The organism is Pseudomonas sp. PDM30 (genome assembly GCF_019218985.1).
Lineage (GTDB): Bacteria > Pseudomonadota > Gammaproteobacteria > Pseudomonadales > Pseudomonadaceae > Aquipseudomonas > Aquipseudomonas jessenii.
The window spans coordinates 397,267-416,053 of record NZ_JAHUWM010000003.1 but is presented as its reverse complement, the minus strand read 5'-3'; the positions used below and the strand labels follow the sequence as shown (position 1 = coordinate 416,053).

The 18,787-nt window shown below is 60.2% G+C and carries 10 protein-coding genes and 1 pseudogene; 6 read left to right on the top strand and 5 right to left on the bottom strand.

Going from position 1 to position 18,787, the window contains the following annotated elements; translation table 11 throughout:
- Positions 1–110 precede the first annotated feature (110 nt).
- The gene (locus KW840_RS09240; protein ID WP_218495012.1) at positions 111–932 is read right to left on the bottom strand and encodes a carbon-nitrogen hydrolase family protein; all 822 of its coding nucleotides are present in this window, start codon (positions 930–932) and stop codon (positions 111–113) included.
- A 124-nt stretch (positions 933–1,056) separates the two neighbouring features.
- Between KW840_RS09240 and KW840_RS09235 the strand changes: the two genes are divergently transcribed.
- Positions 1,057–1,857, top strand: a complete 801-nt coding sequence (locus tag KW840_RS09235; RefSeq protein ID WP_057716236.1) for a LuxR C-terminal-related transcriptional regulator — start codon at positions 1,057–1,059, stop codon at positions 1,855–1,857.
- A 164-nt stretch (positions 1,858–2,021) separates the two neighbouring features.
- Positions 2,022–3,641, top strand: coding sequence for an FMN-binding glutamate synthase family protein (locus KW840_RS09230; RefSeq protein WP_218495011.1), 1,620 nt, complete (start codon positions 2,022–2,024; stop codon positions 3,639–3,641).
- 27 nt (positions 3,642–3,668) lie between these two features.
- On the opposite strand, the gene KW840_RS09225 is transcribed toward KW840_RS09230, so the two are convergent.
- From KW840_RS09225 to KW840_RS09215, 3 genes are read right to left on the bottom strand one after another with little or no spacing between them, the layout of a single operon-like run.
- Positions 3,669–5,177, bottom strand: a complete 1,509-nt coding sequence (locus KW840_RS09225) for a glucosyltransferase domain-containing protein (RefSeq protein ID WP_218495010.1) — start codon at positions 5,175–5,177, stop codon at positions 3,669–3,671.
- Positions 5,178–6,119: a glycosyltransferase family 2 protein gene (locus KW840_RS09220; RefSeq protein WP_218495009.1), complete on the bottom strand. Its 942-nt coding sequence runs from the start codon at positions 6,117–6,119 to the stop codon at positions 5,178–5,180.
- Positions 6,116–6,490, bottom strand: a complete 375-nt coding sequence (locus KW840_RS09215) for a GtrA family protein (RefSeq protein WP_057716240.1) — start codon at positions 6,488–6,490, stop codon at positions 6,116–6,118. The genes KW840_RS09220 and KW840_RS09215 overlap by 4 nt, the downstream gene beginning before the upstream one ends.
- 244 nt (positions 6,491–6,734) lie before the next feature.
- On the opposite strand from KW840_RS09215, the gene KW840_RS09210 reads away from it, so the two are divergent.
- Positions 6,735–7,859 (top strand): OpgC family protein, encoded by a 1,125-nt coding sequence (locus tag KW840_RS09210; RefSeq protein WP_218495008.1) that lies wholly within the window; start codon positions 6,735–6,737, stop codon positions 7,857–7,859.
- A gap of 240 nt (positions 7,860–8,099) precedes the next feature.
- On the opposite strand, the gene KW840_RS09205 is transcribed toward KW840_RS09210, so the two are convergent.
- A complete protein-coding gene (locus tag KW840_RS09205) occupies positions 8,100–9,521 on the bottom strand; it encodes an amino acid permease (RefSeq protein ID WP_057716242.1) in 1,422 nt (473 codons plus the stop codon).
- A 529-nt stretch (positions 9,522–10,050) separates the two neighbouring features.
- Here KW840_RS09205 and KW840_RS09200 point away from each other — a divergent pair.
- The 3 genes and pseudogenes from KW840_RS09200 to KW840_RS09190 all read left to right on the top strand — a co-directional run bounded on the left by KW840_RS09200 (position 10,051) and on the right by KW840_RS09190 (position 18,761).
- On the top strand, positions 10,051–10,509 hold the full coding sequence (locus KW840_RS09200; RefSeq protein WP_218495120.1) for a transposase: 459 nt from the start codon (positions 10,051–10,053) through the stop codon (positions 10,507–10,509).
- A 292-nt stretch (positions 10,510–10,801) separates the two neighbouring features.
- Positions 10,802–13,915 carry a transglycosylase domain-containing protein gene (locus KW840_RS09195; protein WP_057716244.1) on the top strand — a complete coding sequence of 1,038 codons (3,114 nt, stop codon included), beginning with the start codon at positions 10,802–10,804 and terminating at the stop codon, positions 13,913–13,915.
- A gap of 171 nt (positions 13,916–14,086) precedes the next feature.
- Positions 14,087–18,761 (top strand): annotated as a pseudogene (locus KW840_RS09190) (dermonecrotic toxin domain-containing protein).
- Positions 18,762–18,787 lie beyond the last annotated feature (26 nt).

The following is an 18,787-nucleotide window of genomic DNA, read 5'->3' as shown; positions in this document are numbered from 1 at the left end:
TCGCACCCACAGGATTTGTGTCGATTACAAAATCCGAATCCACTGGAGCCCGCCCCTGTGGGAGCGAGCTTGCTCGCGATGGCGTCAGCCCAGCCAGCACAGGGCCCAGATCAGCGCACAGGAATCAGCAGCTCCCGCAGCCCACCCGCCTGCTCAACCACCTCCCCCGGCAACCTCAGCCGCTGATCATCCAGATACCGATAATCCTGGCGCGCCGCCGTCAGCTGGTTCAGGTCCAGCTCGACCGCAAACTGCCCTTCCTCGCGTCCGGCTTCGAACAACAAGGTGCCCAGCGGATCGACCAATGCGCTGCCGCCGGCAAACAACAAACCGCCATCGCCCTCTTCCACCCGGTTGACCATCAGCGCAAACGCCTGGTTTTCCTGGGCGCGGGCCATGATCGCGGTGCGATGGGTCGGACCGTAGGGGTCCATGTTGCCGTTGGTGACGATCAACAGTTCAGCCCCCAGTTGCGCCAGGGCGCGGGCGCTCTCGGGGAATTCGATGTCGTAGCAAATCAGCAGGCCCACACGCACGCCGTTCCACAGGCAGGTGGTGTAGCGATCGCCCGCCTCGTAGACACCGCGATCCGAGGCCCACAAGTGAGTCTTGCGGTACTTCAGCGCGATGCCTTCAGGAGTGATCAGCAGCGTGGTGTTGTAGAAGCGGCCGTTGTCGTTTTCGGCCATGCCGATGGCCACGGAGATATTGTGCTGGCGGGCAGCGGCGATCACTGCACTGACGGACGGGCCGTCCAGCGGCTCGGCCACCTCGGCCACGGACTCGGCCGAAGGGAAGCCCATCAAGTGGCCTTCGGGGAACAGGATCAGCTGCGTATCGGCTGCGCATGCAGCCATTGCCGCCAGGGTGCGTTCGAGGTTGTAGGCCGTGTCGTTGTCACGGCCTGCCAATTGGGCGAGTTCGACCTTCATGGGTATTCCTTGTTATGCGCCGGGCGGCAGAAAGATTGCCCGGTCGGTGTCTGTGCGCCAGTATGCGCAGCAAGCAACCGGGCGGGGAATTACGCCGCCGGGGTAACACGATAGGGGTAGATGCATGACACTCTCGTTGGACGACATCGCCTGGCACCGCTCGGTGGGGCAACTGATCGACGCCCTGGACAAGCCCAATTTCTGGACCCAGCTTGTGCGCCTGCTGGACCAGTACGTGCCCTTCGACAGCTGGGTGGCGCTGCTTTTCAGCGCCGATCAGCGCCCCCAGGTGTTCGCCGAATGCCCCGGCGAAGACGGCAGCCCTGACCAGTTGTTCCAGGACTACCTGCGCGGCCTGTACCTGCTCGACCCCTTCTACATCGCCTGTCGCGAGCAATCGCGCACCGGACTGTATCGCCTGTCGGAAGTGGCCCCGGAGCATTTTGAGCTGACTGAGTATTACCAGCGCTACTTTCGTCTGAATGTGGTGGCCGACGAAATCCAGTTCAATTGCCAGCTCGAAGGCGACCGCACGCTGTGCCTGTCCCTGGGCAGCACCCAGCGTTTCAGCGGCCAGCAGATCGCCTTGCTGTCGTTGATCCAGCCGTGGGTGCTCGGCCTGTTGCGCCAGCGTCTACCCTATGAAATCAACGAAGTCGTGGCCCTGGCCCCCGCACCGCCGCAAGCTGATTGGCGGGTACAACTGGAAGCCTCGGTGCAGCAACTCAAAGGCGCGCAGTTGACGGCCCGGGAGCTGGATGTCGGGCGTTTGATGCTCAGCGGTTGCTCCAGTAAAGAAATCGCCCGCAAGCTGGAAATCTCGGTCGAAACCGTGAAAGTCCACAAGAAACACATGTACAGCAAGCTGGGGATCAAATCCCAGTCCGAGCTGTTTTCGATATTTCTCCAGGCACAAAATGCCTGAATGACCTGTGGAGCACTTTGCTTTTATGTGGGAGCGAGCTTGCTCGCGAAAGCGGTTTCATATTCAGCATTGATGTTGACTGACCCGCCGCCATCGCGAGCAAGCTCGCTCCCACAGTGTTTTGTGTTTTGTCCAAATATTGAGTCCGAACCCAAGGAAACCGTATGAGCCTGTCACTCCTGAGCCGCTACGCCTTCTTTGTCGTCTGCGTGATCTTCACCCTCGCCAGCCTGCCGTTTCTTGAATACGACTGGCTCTGGCCGATTACCGCTGTCACCGCCGTCCTCAGCCTGATCGGCCTGTTCGATCTACTGCAAAGTCCGCATGCCGTGCGGCGTAATTACCCGATCCTCGGCAATATCCGTTATCTGGTCGAAGGCATCCGCCCGGAAATCCGCCAGTACCTGCTCGAATCCGACAGCGACGCCCTGCCCTTCTCCCGGGCCCAGCGCTCGCTGGTCTACTCCCGGGCCAAGAATGAAACCGCCGACAAACCCTTCGGCACGCTGATTGACGTGTATCAATCGGGTTTCGAATTCATCGGCCACTCCATGCGCCCCGCTCCCTTGAGCGACCCGAGCAGTTTCCGGGTGACGGTCGGCGGCCCGCAATGCACCCAGCCGTATTCGGCGTCGGTATTCAATATCTCGGCCATGAGTTTCGGCTCCCTCAGTGCCAACGCCATCCGTGCCTTGAACCAGGGTGCCAAGCTCGGCAATTTCGCCCATGACACCGGCGAAGGCAGCATCAGCCCCTATCACCGGGAAAACGGCGGCGACCTGACCTGGGAACTGGGCAGCGGTTACTTCGGCTGTCGCACCAGCGACGGCCGCTTCGACCCGGAACGCTTCGCGGCGCAAGCCCGGACGCCACAGGTACGGATGATCGAAATCAAGATGAGCCAGGGCGCCAAGCCCGGCCACGGCGGCATCCTGCCCAAACACAAGGTCACCAAAGAAATCGCCGAAACCCGCGGTATCCTGATGGGCGAGGACTGCGTGTCACCGTCGCGCCACACCGCGTTTTCCACGCCGATAGAAATGATGCATTTCATCGCGCAACTGCGTGAGTTGTCCGGCGGTAAACCGGTGGGCTTCAAGTTCTGCCTTGGCCATCCGTGGGAGTTCATGGGCATCGCCAAGGCCATGCTGGAAACCGGCATCCTCCCGGATTTCATCGTGGTGGACGGCAAGGAAGGCGGCACTGGCGCCGCGCCCGTGGAGTTCACCGACCACATCGGCGTGCCGATGCGCGAGGGCCTGCTGTTCGTGCACAACACCCTCGTGGGCCTGAACCTGCGGGACAAGATCAAACTCGGCGCCAGCGGCAAGATCGTCAGCGCCTTCGACATCGCCAGCGTGCTGGCCATCGGCGCCGACTGGGCCAACTCGGCGCGCGGCTTCATGTTCGCCATCGGCTGCATCCAGTCGCAGAGCTGCCACACCAACAAATGCCCGACTGGCGTCGCCACCCAGGACACCCTGCGCCAGCGCGCGCTGGTGGTACCGGACAAAGCCCAACGCGTGTTCAACTTCCACCGCAACACCCTCAAGGCCCTGGCGGAAATGCTCGCCGCCGCCGGCCTCGAACATCCATCGCAGTTGTCCGCCAAGCATCTGGTGCGACGTATGTCGGCGACCGAGATCAAGCTGTTCTCGCAGTTGCACGTGTTCCTCAAACCGGGTGAGTTGCTGACCGGTGAAGTGAACGGCGAGTTCTACTCGCGGATGTGGCAGATGGCCCGGGCCGATAGTTTCGAGCCCAGTGAAATAGCGGCGGCATGACCTCGCCACCCCGAGCAGAATCGCGCGTCACCAGCGCAGTGTTTTGCTCGGGGCCGGTTCTTTCATCACGATAAAACCGTAATCGCCGATCAGGTAAATCCGGTAGAACCGGCTTTCGACCAACGCCGGATAGCCCTGATAGCCGACCCGCGTCGCATTACGCCGCTCCTGCTCCGCCACCACGTTGGTGATGCCTGCTTTCGGCAGATTTTCGGCCAGCATGTAAAAGTCGGTATTGAGCAAGTAGTGCAGCACTGGCAGCTGTTTGAATGAGCCTGCCGCCGCCACCAACCAATAGTCGGAGTAACTCACCGAGAGGTAGATCCGCCTGGCCTCGCGCAGCGACTGATGGCTGGCGATGTCGTACGCAAGACCGGCCAGTGCCGTGGACGCAAAGGTTTTCTGCACCGTCAGCACCCGGCCATAAGCGAACGACAACGACAACATGGCCAGCAGGGGAATCATCAACAGCAGCGGCAACCGCTCATGGATCGACGCCAGCGCCAGATGCCCCAGGTAGAACAGCAACACCAGCAGCACGGCGAAGCCCATCAAGGTGCGGGCACCTTCGTTGAAGTCGCGGAAAAACAACGCGACACCGGACACCAGCAGCGTCACGACGGGCAAAGTCAGCAAACACATCAGGCCGATCAACAGCTTCTTCGGCCCGCTGTCCTGGCGCGCCGCTACGTTCAATCCCAACCGCACCGCCCCGGCTATCGCGAGCAACAGCAACCCGCCGGACACCCAGAGCCATCCGCCATGGAACAGCAGCACGACTTTTTCCAGGACCCGGCCAATGTTGATCTGGATCTGCAATGAGGGATGCGCCGTCCAATCGAGCAGCAATGTGCGATTGGAGCCCATGAATGGATAAGCACTGACGCTGTAGATCAACCCGCCGAGGATGACCTGAGCGGCTTTCCAGCCCAGCAGGTCACGCCATGGTACCGGGGTGGTTTTATCGTTGGCGGCCCTGAGCAACTCCAGGCAACACAGACCCAGGAACACATTCAGGCTGACTTGATACAGCCCCAGCGCCAAGGCAATCAGGAACGACGGCACCAGCCACTGCACGCCGCGCCAAGGGTGGCGAAAGGTGATCGCGTAGATCACCGCCACCAGGCTCAGGGTCGTGGTGGGACCGTCGTATTGATAAGACAGGTTCTGCAGGAAGAACGGGTTGTACCAGAGCGGCAACAGCACCAGGCAGCAAGCAACGGTGGGCTGACGGAAGTAATGGAACGTCAGGCTTGTCAGCGCCGACGCCATGGCCAGCGTGGCGATCAACAAGGGCAAGGGAAAGATGTTCGGCGCGGCATGGCTGAAGGTCAGCGCGTTGTAGAAAAGCTGGGCGAAGAGTCGGCCCTGTTCGGCCCAGGCCATGCCCGCCGCCAGCGAGCGCCAGTTGTCATCGATGTAGGGATAATCGGCGAGGATCAACGGCAGGACATACACCAGAGTGGCGGCCAGAAAAAACCGCCAGACCTGATGCCGGCTAAGCTCGCGAACGAAGACGTCGCTGAACCGCCCCATTTAACGCCCGCCCCGGTCTTTACCGCCGACGATGTCCTTGATCACATAACGCGGCCGGTGCTTGGCCTCGATATAGATGCGACCGATGTACTCGCCGAGGATGCCGATGCCGATCAGTTGCACGCCGCCGAGAAACAGGATCGCAGTCATCAGCGACGGATAACCGGGAACGCTGTTGCCGAAGAAAATCTTGTCCAGCACCATGTACACCGCATAGAGCACCGCGAAAATCGAAATGCCGCCACCGACGTAAGTCCACAAGCGCAGCGGTACGGTACTGAACGAGGTCACGCCTTCCAGTGCCAGGTTCCACAGCTTCCAGACATTGAACTTGCTGCTCCCCACCACCCTTCCCGGCCGCTCGAACTCCACCACCACGGTGTTGAACCCGGCCCACGACAGCACGCCTTTCATGAATAACTGGTGCTCCGGCAAGGAACGGATCACATCGACCACCTTGCGATCCATCAGCCGGAAGTCCCCAACGTTTTCCTCGATGCGGGTGTAGGCGATGCGATTGAGCACATGGTAGAAAATCGACGCGCTGTGGCGCCTGAGGTAGCCGTCGGCGGCCCGGCTGCGGCGCTTGGCGAGTACTACGTCGGCACCCTTTTGCCATTGCTCGATCAACAACGGAATGACGTTGATCGGGTCCTGCAGGTCGACATCCATGGGAATCACGGCATCGCCGCTGGCATGCTCCAGGCCGGCAAACAGTGCCGGTTCCTTGCCGAAGTTGCGCGAGAAATTGATCAGCATGACCTGATCATCCGCCTGGGCAAGTGCCGTAGCCTGTTCGGCCGTGTTGTCGGAGCTGCCGTCGTTGATGAATACGATCTCGACTTCGGTGTCGCCTAATCTCAACTCCCTTCGCACCGCCTGATAAAACAGGTTGATGGACTGCTCTTCGTTGAAGACCGGGACAATGAGCGAGATTTTCATTGATCACGTCCGCGAAACACCACGTATTTGGAATATAGAAAACCGAACACCAGGCTCAACGCCGAAAACAGGACCACCGTGAGCAAGCCGTGCAACCGCCAGAGGTCACCCAGATGGCCGATACCCAGGCTCAGTGCCCCCATGCCCAAAAGAAACAGCAGATAACCCGCGACCGTGGCACTGGCGGCGAAAGTAAATTGCGCGTTCATGTAGAAGGAAAATGACGCGGCCACGCAGAAGGCGGCCAGGTTGCTGATCGCCTGACTGAGGCCGGCTGCCACGCTCAACAGGAAAAAGATCTGCCAGTGAATCAGGGTGTTGGCGACCCCGATCACCGTGTAACTGGACAGCCCTTTCCACAACAGTCTCATGTGAGGCTCCCGTTTCAAGAACGTTGCACTTATTGATATTTGAGCCTGTTTACTGTCATAAATCGCAGGTCAAGCGGTCTTTCAGACCAGCGGTTGAGCCTTGGGGCAATGCCCGAGACATCCGGTAATATCCCGGTTTTGCAATTGCCCGCGAATCAGTCCACCCTGCGCGCCGCCGATTGGGCGCGTGGCCTTTGCGCCAGCGACCAATCCCATTTTTACCCGCTGTTACGAGCCTGCTGTCATGACCTTAGCGCGCGATCACCGGATCGACTTTTTTCGTGGTCTGGCACTGATCTTCATCTTTTGGGATCACGTGCCCCACAACCCTTTGGGGCAAATCACCCTGCGTAACTTCGGTTTCAGCGATGCAGCCGAGGTCTTCGTGTTTCTGGCAGGTTTCGCATCCGTATTGGCGTACGGCAAAGTCCTGGCGCGCGAAGGCTTTCTGATCGCCTGCGTAAAAATCCTGCGCCGGGCGTGGGTGCTCTACGTGGTGCATATCTTCCTGCTGGCGATGCTGATGGGCATTGTGTTTTTCGCCAACAGCCACGTGGAAACACGGGATCTGGTGGAAGAAATGGGCATGCATCACTTCATCAGCAACCCGCAGCAGGCCCTGATCGATGAACTGCTGTTGCGCTTCAAGCCGAACCTGATGGACCCGTTGCCGCTGTACATCGTGCTGTTGGCGGGCCTGCCCCTGGTGCTGCCGCTGCTGGTGCGCAAGGCCTGGGTGGTGGTCTCGATGTCATTGGCGCTGTACCTGATGGTGCCGCTGGCTGGCTGGAACCTGGCGGCCATCAAGGACGGCGTGTGGTATTTCAACCCGGTCGCCTGGCAGCTGCTGTTCGTACTCGGCGGTGCCGCTGCGATTCACGGCCAGCGCCCGCGCCTGCCCCAGACCCGCCCATTGGTTCGCCAGCCGTTTTTTGTCGGTGCGGCGCTGTATGTCGTGGTCGCGGGTGTGTTGACCGTGCTGTGGCGTTGGCCGGAGCTGCACGATGCCGTGGTGCCGGCGAGCCTGCAAACCATCCTGTACCCCATCAGCAAGACCGACCTTTCCCCCGTGCGCCTGCTGCACTTCCTGGCACTGGCCTACGTCACGGCGAAACTGATTCCCGACAGCGGATGGACACAAAACTGGCTCGCGCAGCAAAGTTGCCGCATGGGCCGTTTCTCGCTGGAGATTTTCTGTCTGGGCGTTCTGCTGGCGCCATTGGCGGACATGGTCAATGCGTTGACCGACGATGCTTTTGCCATGCAGATCTTCACGGCGTTGGTGGGTGCCGGGTTGATGGCGTTGCTGGCGACCTGGCTTGAGTTCAACAAGCGGTTGACTGGTCCAAAGCAGGTGGTAGTCGCTTGACTGATACCTGTGGCGAGGGGGCTTGTCGGATCGCCGCACCGCCCCGTTCGGCTGCGAAGCAGTCGCAAATCCGATATTTGCGGTGTGTCTGGCACAACTTTAGGGCCTGATCTAGGGACTGCTTTGCAGTCCAACGGGGGCAAGCCCCCTCGCCACAAAAGCCCCGGTTCGCAGATAAATGACTTTCAACAAAAAGCCCCGGCCAATCGACCGGGGCTTTGGCTTTTCAAGCGTTACAACTTACGAAACCGAACGCGCCGCACCTTGCGAAACATTGGTCGGTTGCAGCTTGAACACGTAGAACAGCACCGTCAGCAGCACCAGGAACGCAGGCCCCACATACAGCGCCACGCGGGTGTCCGGGAAGTACGCCATCAGGCCGACCACCAGCACCAGGAACGCCAACGCCAGGTACGAACTGACCGGGTACAGCCACATGCGATATTTCAGGCCGGCCGCTTCGCTGGCGCTCAGGCCTTTGCGGAACTTCAGCTGGGCCAGCAGGATCATCACCCAGGTCCAGATCGCGCCGAAGGTGGCAATTGCCGTCACCCAGACAAACACCTTTTCCGGCACCAGATAGTTCAGCAGTACGCCCAACAGCAACGCGCCAATCGACAGCAGCAATGCACGACGCGGCACGCCGTTGTTCGAGGTCTTGGCAAAGCCCGCCGGAGCCTGGCCGTTCTGCGCCAGGCTGTAGAGCATGCGACCGGTGCTGAAGATGCCACCGTTGCAGGACGACAACGCCGCGGTGATCACCACGAAGTTGATGATGCCGGCGGCGGTCTTGATGCCCAGCCGCTCGAACGTCATCACGAACGGGCTGCCCTGGGTGCCGATTTCGTTCCAAGGGTAGATCGACAGGATCACGAACAGCGCACCGACGTAGAACAGCAGGATGCGCCAGAACACCGAGCCGATCGCGTTCGGAATGGTCTTCTGCGGGTTCTTCGCTTCACCGGCGGTCAGGCCGATCATCTCCACGCCCAGGTAGGCGAACATCACCATTTGCAGCGACATCAACACCCCCTGTACACCGTTGGGCATGAAGCCGCCGTGGGTCCACAGGTTGGAAATACCCAGGGCCACGCCGTCGTTGCCGAAACCGAAGGCGATGATGCCGATACCGCCGAGCACCATCGCAATGATGGTGACGATCTTGATCAAGGCAAACCAGAACTCGAACTCACCGAAGGCCTTGACCGCGATCAGGTTGATCGAGCCCATGCTGATCAACGCAGCGAGCGCCCAGATCCAGCGTGGTACATCGGGGAACCAGATACCCATGTACACCGCCACGGCAGTGATTTCCGCGACGCAGGTCACCAGCCACAGGAACCAGTAGTTCCAGCCGGTCAGGAAGCCCGCCAGCGGGCCGAGGTAGTCTTGGGCGTAACGGCTGAACGAGCCGGCGACGGGATTGTGCACGGCCATCTCACCGAGAGCGCGCATGATCACCAGGATCGCCAGACCGCCAATGATGTAAGACAGCATGATGGCCGGACCGGCCATTTCAATGGCCTTGGCCGAGCCCAGGAACAGGCCGACGCCGATACAGGCACCGAGTGCCATCAGGCGAATATGCCGCTCGCCGAGTTCACGTTTGAGCGGACCGCCCTGAGCGGTCTCGCCTTGGGGCAGGTGATTGCCTACGGGCATGGGGGACAACCTCGTCTTGTTATTGGATATGACCACCGAGTGGCGAAGCGCTGACCGATAAGCCATCGCGTCCCGAACCGGTTCTGCTTCGTGGGCAGAGTCGTCTTGTAGGAAAAACCCGCAAGATCAGTGGGAAAAACGGCGCCGAGTATTGCACAACAATGGTGCATCGTCATGCCCCTGCCAAAGTCGTACTTACCCTCGAAAAGGCTCTACTTCAGCCATTACAGACCGCCCCCTTTCTCCAGGTGCGATCACAACTGTGGCGAGGGGGCTCGCCCCCGTTCGGCTGCGCAGCAGTCGAAAAACAGGAAAACGCTGTGTGCCAGACAACCACCAGTCGCAGGTTTTAGCGCCGCTTCGCAGCGCAACGGGGGCAAGCCCCCTCGCCACAAAAACAACAACAGGTTTCTCACGCCGTCATTCCTTCACAGGTATCAGAGCTTTCACTCAACACATGCAGATCTACCCTGGACAACCGGGTACTAGCCTTGAAGGTGCAATTGATCCCCTCAAGGGAAGCAATGGAATGCCAACTCAACCCAACTCCCACCGCTTGCGTCTGGGCCGATATTCCGAGAGCGGTCGGGCATATCTCGTCACCGCCGTTGTTCATGGTCGCCAACCGATCTTTTCGGATTGGCATTTGGGACGCTTACTTGTTTCAGAACTACGTCGAGCTCATGAAACCAACGTAGTGAACTCCATCGCATGGGTGGTCATGCCCGATCACTTTCATTGGCTGATGCAGTTGGAGGAAGGCAATCTTGGGCGTGTCATCGGAGCCATCAAGTCACGTTGCACCCGTGAAGTGAACGAAATCACTGGCCGCCGTGGCCCACTCTGGCAAACCGGCTACCACGACCGGGCCATTCGCGATGGAGAAGATCTTCTGCCGTTCGCTCGCTACATCGTTGCCAATCCACTCAGGGCGGGACTTGTGGATAAAATTGGCGACTACCCGCTCTGGGATGCGTGCTGGCTGTAAACAGGCAGTCCATACGCCGAGCGTTTTGTGGCGAGGGGGCTTGCCCCCGTTGGACTGCGAAGCAGGCCCCTCAATCAGGCAACCCCTGTTGTATCAGACACACCGCAAATACCGGATTTGCGACTGCTTCGCAGCCGAACGGGGGCAAGCCCCCTCGCCACGAGTGCTTCAATCCGCCTGATTATCGGTGCGTCCGTGCATCATTTTGCCCTTCACATTTTCTTCACCCTCGCCAACCACCGTCTAAGCTTGAGTCAAGTCCGATCAATCTGCGTGAATGGATCAGTCGACTATGGGCGCTTTGTGGCAAACAGATTCGAGTAAAACCGTGGTTCCGAATGAAAGTGAGGATGAAGCGCCGTTACCTGAAAAACCCCGTCGTTCCAGACACGGATGGGGTGCGTTCTGGCTATTGCTGTTGATTATCGCGATTGTCGTGGGGCTGGCCGCCATGAGGGAGATGCGCACCTCGAAGTTCCAGGCCCAGGAAGTCAGCAAATACGCCGCGTCACTGAGCTATGAGCTCAAACCCGGCCCCAGCGATGCGATTCGCTATCCGGGGGAAGGTCCATTCGATCGGCGCCTGGGCTACAGCTCATTGGGTGAGTTCCTGCCGCGCCTGATCAAGCGCAATTTCATCGTTGAGGCGCAAACCCGCTTTTCTCCGGCGTTGCTGAAGTACAGCGACAAGGGCCTGTTCGTGCCTTATGCCGAGAAAATCCAGGCCGGGCTGTCGATCACCGACTGCCGCGCAGCGCCGCTGTACCAGTACCACTATCCGCAGCAGCTTTATTCAACCTTTGCCTCGATCCCGCCGGTGGTGGTCAACAGCCTGCTGTTCATCGAAAACCGCTTCCTGCTCGACCCCAGGCAACCGCTGGCCAACCCGGCGGTGGACTGGCCGCGGTTCGGCATGGCGGCGTGGTCCCAGTTGGCGAAGATGTTGCACGTGCCCGGCCAATCCGCCGGTGGCAGTACCCTGGCCACGCAGTTGGAGAAGTACCGGCATTCCCCCGATGGCTTGACGGTCAATGGCGCGGAAAAGATTCGCCAGATGGTTTCCGCCACCGTACGCGCCTATCAGGCCGGGCCACAAACCCTCGAAATCCGGCAGAACGTGGTTCGTGACTACCTCAACAGCGTGCCGTTGTCAGCGGTACCGGGCCACGGTGAAGTGCACGGCATGGCTGAAGGGTTGCGCGTGTGGTACGGCTCCGACTTCAAACAGGCCAACGAAGCGCTGTCCAGCACCGCTACGGATCCAAAAACCATGGCGGAAAAAGGCCTGGCCCTGCGTGAAATGCTGTCGTTGATGATTGCCCAGCGCCGCCCGTCGCACTACCTGACCAAGGGTCACGATGAACTGGCCGACCTCACCGACAGCCATATACGTCTGCTGGCACAAAACCATGTGATCGACGCCGAGTTCGCCGCCGCCGCCCTGGCCAGCAAAGTGATCTACCGCGACTGGGCCACCCAGCCGACCATTCAACCGATTGAAACCAACAAGGGCATCAGTGTCGCGCGCAGCCGTCTGGCCGGCATGCTCAATCGCCCGCTGTATGACCTCGACCGCCTTGACCTCTCCGCCACCAGCACCCTGCAAGGCCAGTTGCAAAGCGAGGCCACCGAGTACCTGAAAAAACTGGCCGACCCTGAGTTTGCCACGCAAATCGGCCTGATCGGCGAACGCCTCCTGACCACCACCAGCACCACCCAGGTACGCTACAGCTTCACCTTGTTCGAACTGACCCCGGACGGCTCGCGGGTGCGGGTGCAGACCGACAGCACCGACCAGCCATTCGACATCAACGAAGGCAGCAAACTGGAACTGGGCTCCACCGCGAAAATGCGCGTGCTGACCACCTACCTGCAAATCATCGCCGAGTTGCACGACAAATACGCCGGCATGGCCGTTCCGGAACTGAAGAAAGTTGACGTGCCGGATCAGGATCGCCTGAGCCGCTGGGCGGTCGACTACCTGATCGAAAACAAGGACCGCGACCTGCAAAAAATGCTCGGCGCCGCCCTGGACCGCAAATACTCCGCCGGCCCCGGCGAGGCGTTTTTCACCGGGGGTGGCCTGCACACGTTCCACAACTTCCGCAAGGAAGACAACGGCCGGATACCGCCCCTGCGCGACGCTCTGCGCGAATCGATCAACCTGCCGTTCATTCGCCTGATGCGTGATCTGGTGCGCTACACCACCTACTCCGGCCCGAACAGCAGTGCCGAACTGCTCAAGGATGACCGCAACCCGCGGCGTCAGGAGTACCTGGCCGAATTCGCCGACCGCGAGGGCACTTCGTTCCTGCTCAAGTTCTGGAAGAAGTACAAGAACAAGGACACCCAGGACCGCCTCGACACCTTCCTCGACAGCATGCGCCCGACCCCGATCCGCATGGCCGCCGTGCACCGCTACCTGCTGCCGCAGGCCAGCCAGGAAAGCTTCAACGCCTTTGTGCGCTCGCACCTCAAAGGCGCCAAGCTCACGGAAAAGCTCACCGACGAACGTCTTGTGCGGCTCTACGAGGCCTACGGTCCAGGCTCCTACGACTTGCCGGACCAGGGCTTCATCGCCAAGGTCCACCCCCTGGACCTGTGGCTGATGGGCTACCTGCTCAATCACCCCGACGCCAAGTGGAGCGACATCGTCAAAGCCAGCCAGTTCGAGCGCCAGGAGGTCTATAGCTGGCTGTTCAAAAGCCGGCACAAGGGCGCCCGCGACAGTCGCATCCGCACCATGCTGGAGATCGAAGCGTTCCTCGACATCCACCAGCGCTGGCAGAAAGTCGGCTATCCGTTCGACCACCTGGTACCGTCGCTGGCCACCGCCATCGGCAGCTCCGGCGACCGTCCCGCAGCCCTGGCCGAATTGATCGGCACCATCCTCAATGATGGCGTGCGCATGCCGACCCTGCGCATTGACAGCCTGCATTTTGCCGCGAACACCCCCTTTGAAACCCAACTGATCAATGACCCGGACGTCGGCAAACGGGTGATGCCGTCCGAAGTAGCCACCGCCATGCGCGAGGCCCTGTCGCAAGTGGTCGACGCCGGTACCGCCAAACGCGTGGCCGGCAGTTTCAAACTGCCCGACGGCAGCCCGCTGGCGATGGGAGGCAAGACCGGTACCGGTGACAACCGCATCGAGGCCATCGGGTCCGGTGGGCGAATCTTGAGTTCCAAATCGCTCAACCGCACGGCGACCTTCGTGTTCTACATAGGCGATCACCATTTCGGCACCCTGACGGCGTTCGTGCCAGGCCGCTCGGCGGAAAGCTTTACCTTCACCTCGGCGTTGCCGGTGCAGGTGCTCAAGGGCATGGCACCGATCCTCACGCCTTACCTGCAACCGGGCACCCACACGATGTGCCAGCCAACCGAGGTGGCGGCGAGCCGCTAAGCCCGACTCAACGAAATGGAACGATGGCGGTACATATGTATTTTTCACTCTTTGATTTTTGGAGAATCGAGTCGCACCCGGCACCTTTAACAACCAATCTTTGCGCTTTTTTTAGGCTACATGCTTACCTAGTCTGGTCGTCCCCGGTACTGATCAAAGGACGATCAAACAATGCCCATTACCCCCTCGGCGATTCAAGGATCAGACCCGATCGCCATCGCCCCATTCGATAAAAGCATCCACTTCCATCAGGTCAGAAAGGCGATTCCGTCCTGGCTGTTGAACACCTCCCCATCTCGTGTCGATGCGCTGAAATCTGTCAGGCTGACGCTGCCCGACTGGCACAGGACCGCGTCGACAACCGCTCACCGCAAGTTGAAAAAAGCCAACCAGCTTAACTGGACCTCGCAGAACACCGTGGATCAGGCCCTGCGCGATCTGCTGGATATTTCAGCCTTTGCCAAACCCCTGCTGCAGCAAAAACTGAGGGACCGCTTCGGCGTCGAAGACGATGTCGAGGAAACATGGCTGCGCCTGTATGCCCCGGTTAAGACGGCCTGGTGGGTCCATGACTTTTCCGCAGGAACCACCAGTCGCACCATCTCGCTGCTTGATGCCGCGCTGCACAACTTTTCCCAAGACGAGGCGTTCACCCAAGATTCCGAATTCATCACCCGCCCCGACGCACGCGGGCATTTCAACGTCAAACAGCTCAAGCACAAACTGAGCATCGAGCAGTTCAAGTCCGTGTGTCGCGAACTGGACATCGGCGCCCGCTATCAGCAGCACCTGCAAGACACTTTAAAGCCGAGCGACAAGGCAGCGAGCAATGTCCTGCGCCAAAAAGTCGTTCTCAGCCAGAAAAGCGCACTGAATGTCGCCGCGCAAATGGCCCTGATGAAGCACGACATCGACCAGGATGCCTATGACGTGGTGCAAGGCATGCTCGAGGATCGTTCACGGCTGAAGTGGAACGGCAAACCCGTCGACTATTACAACCTGGCGATGATGGACACGCGCCTGAGCGGCATCATCCTGATCGCGGCGGATACAGCCAGTGCCAGCGGCCCGGTCCCGGTGATTGCCTATGTGCCCCATGACCCGCAGCACCCGCTCAAGCAATACCCTTCGTCTCTGGAATTCATGGCGGAACTGACACGCCAGTTGCGCGATGGCGCATCGGTTAAAAGCTATCAACAGTTCTTCAGCCAGTTCGTGCCCCATGAGCAACGCGGGCATTTTTTTGCCGGATTGAACGCGCGTCTCAGCACGGTGAAATGGCAGCCGGTTGCCGCCGGTTCCAGCTTGCCGAGCTGGCGCGAAACGCCTGTGGATAAACCCGATCTGCATTTCAGTGTGTCGAGCATCAAGACCGACCGCGCGACGACCTTCAACAATGACCTGTGGGGCTACCGCTACCGGCAGACCCTCAACAAGATTTTCAACGATGCCCGGGAGATCGCCATCTCCACCGAATACGCCGACCGCATGGCCCGCTGGGCCTGGTGGGACAACCTGGAAAAAATGCTCTCGGACATCCTCACGATCGCCTTGCTGGTGGCGACCCCATTTGTGCCTGTCCTGGGCCCACTGATGCTGGCATACACGGCCTATCAATTGACCGATGGCGTGGTCGAGGGCCTTGTCGACCTGGCCGAGGGACGCTTGGCCGAGGCCGGCGAGCAGACCTTCGGCGTCCTGGAAAGCGTGGTCCAGTTGGGCGTGTTCGCGGCGGCAGGCGCCGTCGGCAATGTTGCGCAGGCGAAACTTTCACCGTTTTTCGAAGGCCTGAAACCGGTGCAGTTGGCAAACGGTGAAACGCGCTTGTGGAACCCTGACCTCAGCCCCTATCAACGCACCGACGTGGATTTGCCCGAGGACGCCCGGCCTGATGGCCTGGGTATTCACCAGCATCAGGGCCGACGCATAGTGCGCCTGAACGATCAACACTTCGAAGTGCTGGAAGACCCGGTAACCGGGCAACAACGCATCCGCCATCCGCAGCGTTTCGACGCTTACGCACCGACCCTGCGCCACAATGGCCGTGGGGCCTGGGTTTGCGAAACGGAAAACCCGCGGGAATGGGAAGGTTCGACCTTGATGCGCCGCCTCGGCCACAGCACCGATGGTTTCAACGATGAACAACTGGAGCAGATTCGCCAGATCAGCGGCACCGATGAAGCCGAGCTGCGCCGGGTGCACGTTGAAAGCGCCCCGCCGCCACCGCTGCTGACCGATACCCTGCAACGCCTGGCTTCACCGCCAATCGCGCCCGCCGCGGTACCCGCTGAAATCGCGCCGCTGTTCAGCGATTTCCCGGAGCTGCCGGCGACCGTTGCGGAACAAATCCATACGCGTGCCAGCGCCGCGGAACGTCAACGGATTACCCAGGAAAACCGCCTGCCTTTGCGCATGAGGACCCAGGCCCGAGAGCTGCAATTCGAAACACAAACAGTACGAGCGGCCCAGGGTCTGTACCCGAGCGCATCAATCACGCCCGACACCGAGCGCCTGGTACTCGGCACCTTGCGCTTTAACACCGATACCTTCGGCGACCTGCGCCTGGAGGTTCGCCAGGGCACATTCGATGGCGAGTTGCGTTGCAGCGTCGGCCCCGATGACGCCACGCGGGTGCGGGTGCTGATTCGCGACGAGGTCGGACAGTATCAGGTGCGTGATGGCGAGGATCAGCCGATCCATGAAGCCGATGACTTTTTCGAAGCCGTCCTGCAAGCCCACGCAGGAGAATGGACAAAACAGCCTGGGCTACAAACCGGGGGATGCTGAACTGTTCAGGGAATGGGTCATGGTCAAATCGGCCCCGCCCAGCGAACGCCGCACCGTACTCGCCGACCCGCCCGTTCGCCCGGTGGCCGAGCATGAAACGATGTTGTTGGTGCGTGGAGGCTGGCTCAGCAGGGAAGGCCTGACACTGCACGAACGCATCCAGGATCTTTATCCGCATTTCAGCGAGGCCGAGGTCGACAATTTCGCCACTGCCCTGACCAACCAGGGTGAGCCGCTGAGGCTTCTGGAGGAACAGGAAAACGATCTCAACCAGCTGCGCAATCTCATCGATTTGTGGAGGGCGGAGTCCGCCGGGCTGGATGCCGATAATCCGATGCCTTTGCGCGGTGTTCGACAACACATTGCCGAGCGTTTACTCGCCTGTTTCGAACGAAAGAATACCGAGCTCGGCAGCCGTACCGAACTCCATGGCTATGCGTTGGATCTGTCTCGGGAGCTGCTTCCGATAGATCTGGAGTCCGAATGGCCGAAACGACCGCAACTGAAAAGGTTTCTGGACAAGGTCACCATCCTGAAACTCGATAACACACTGTTTTCCACCAAGGCGAATGGCTTGCTGAAAGATTTCCCCAACCTGCGCGAACTCAGCGCCAACCGATGCTACCTGACGCAACTGCCGGAAAACATCGGCGCCATGCATCGGCTCGAACGCCTGCGTTTGAGTGACAATCACATCGCGCTGGACGCCGCCGCCGTCGAGAAACTCAAACACCTGACCTACCTGGAAATTCTGCGTCTGGACAAAAATCCTCTGGGCAGGCCTGTCGATATCTCGCGCATGCCCCGGCTGAAGGTCGTCGGGCTGCGCAACACGGGCATTGCCACCTGGCCCGAAGGTACGCTGAGCAAAACCAGGCCCCGCGGTTTTCTGCTGGATCTTCGGGATAACCCGATCAGCGTGATCCCCGAGGTGGTACCCGGCTCACCGCAGGCCTGGGTCGTGGCACGTACCCGGCTGGACCTCGGCAACCTGTCGGAAGCAAACCAGGTTCACTATCAGGCGGTTCGCCGCTCGGTGGCGCTGCCTCCGGAGCCCATCGTGCCCTACAACAGCCAGGCCGAGTGGGTGGTCAGCTCGGATTACAGCGCGAATCACTGGAGCGATGTTCCCAGCTGGGGCATGGACCGGACCAATCTCTGGTCGGAGCTGGCCGATGAGCCCCAGGCACAGGGCTTCCTGAACGTATTGCTCGATACCCGCCTGAGCCGCGACTTCCAGAACCCCGGCCCGGCCCGGGATCAACTGGTGCAGCGTGTCTGGCGCATGCTCGATGCCGCCTACGTCGACACGCCTCTGCGGGAGAAGCTGTTCACCATGGCCGTCGCGCCGGTGGATGGCGCCGACGCCGGTGCGCAGTTGTTCAATCACATGGGCATCCATGTGCTCGCCTATGAGGCCCACGCGTATTCCACCGACCCGGCGCAGCTGGAGCAGAAGCTGGTGACCCTGGCCAAAGGCGCGGCGCGGCTGGAACAGGTCAACGACATTGCCCGTGCCGATGTCGCCAGTCGTGGCGGCAACCCGGACGAAGTCGAGGTCTACCTGGCCTATCAGACCGGATTGGCAGAGCGCCTCGACCTGCCCTGGCAATCGAAGGGCATGTTGTTCCGGCCGGTGTCCGGCGTCACTGACGCGATGATCGATCAAGCCTATGACACGGTGCTGGCCCTGGGCGAAGGCGATGGTCTGGTCGATCGAATGCTCGAGCAGAACTTTTGGCAAAACCATTTGAACGAGCGCTATGCGACCGACATGGAAGCCAATAAACGTCGCTATCAGGGCCTGTCGGATCAACTGGACACTTTGCGCACGACCCAGCGCGAATGGGCTGAATCGACGTCGGATACTCAGCGAGCTGCCCTGCGCAGCCGGCTCAGGGAACTGATGAACGATCTGCCGGCGCCGGACACGGTGGTCTTTGCCGATGAGCCATTGAGCGATGGAATTTTCGATCGCCTGCTGGTCGACCTCGGTGACGCCGAGAAAGAACTGTCGAGGCGCTTGACCCGTCAAGCCATGAAGCGCGCCGGCCAGTAAAAAGCATAAACATTGATGCTGGATGT

Coding starts and splice junctions, on each gene's coding strand:
- KW840_RS09240 (WP_218495012.1), bottom strand. CDS start 932: ATGAAGGTCGAACTCGCCCAATTGGCAGGCCGTGACAACGACACGGCC.
- KW840_RS09235 (WP_057716236.1), top strand. CDS start 1,057: ATGACACTCTCGTTGGACGACATCGCCTGGCACCGCTCGGTGGGGCAA.
- KW840_RS09230 (WP_218495011.1), top strand. CDS start 2,022: ATGAGCCTGTCACTCCTGAGCCGCTACGCCTTCTTTGTCGTCTGCGTG.
- KW840_RS09225 (WP_218495010.1), bottom strand. CDS start 5,177: ATGGGGCGGTTCAGCGACGTCTTCGTTCGCGAGCTTAGCCGGCATCAG.
- KW840_RS09220 (WP_218495009.1), bottom strand. CDS start 6,119: ATGAAAATCTCGCTCATTGTCCCGGTCTTCAACGAAGAGCAGTCCATC.
- KW840_RS09215 (WP_057716240.1), bottom strand. CDS start 6,490: ATGAGACTGTTGTGGAAAGGGCTGTCCAGTTACACGGTGATCGGGGTC.
- KW840_RS09210 (WP_218495008.1), top strand. CDS start 6,735: ATGACCTTAGCGCGCGATCACCGGATCGACTTTTTTCGTGGTCTGGCA.
- KW840_RS09205 (WP_057716242.1), bottom strand. CDS start 9,521: ATGCCCGTAGGCAATCACCTGCCCCAAGGCGAGACCGCTCAGGGCGGT.
- KW840_RS09200 (WP_218495120.1), top strand. CDS start 10,051: ATGCCAACTCAACCCAACTCCCACCGCTTGCGTCTGGGCCGATATTCC.
- KW840_RS09195 (WP_057716244.1), top strand. CDS start 10,802: ATGGGCGCTTTGTGGCAAACAGATTCGAGTAAAACCGTGGTTCCGAAT.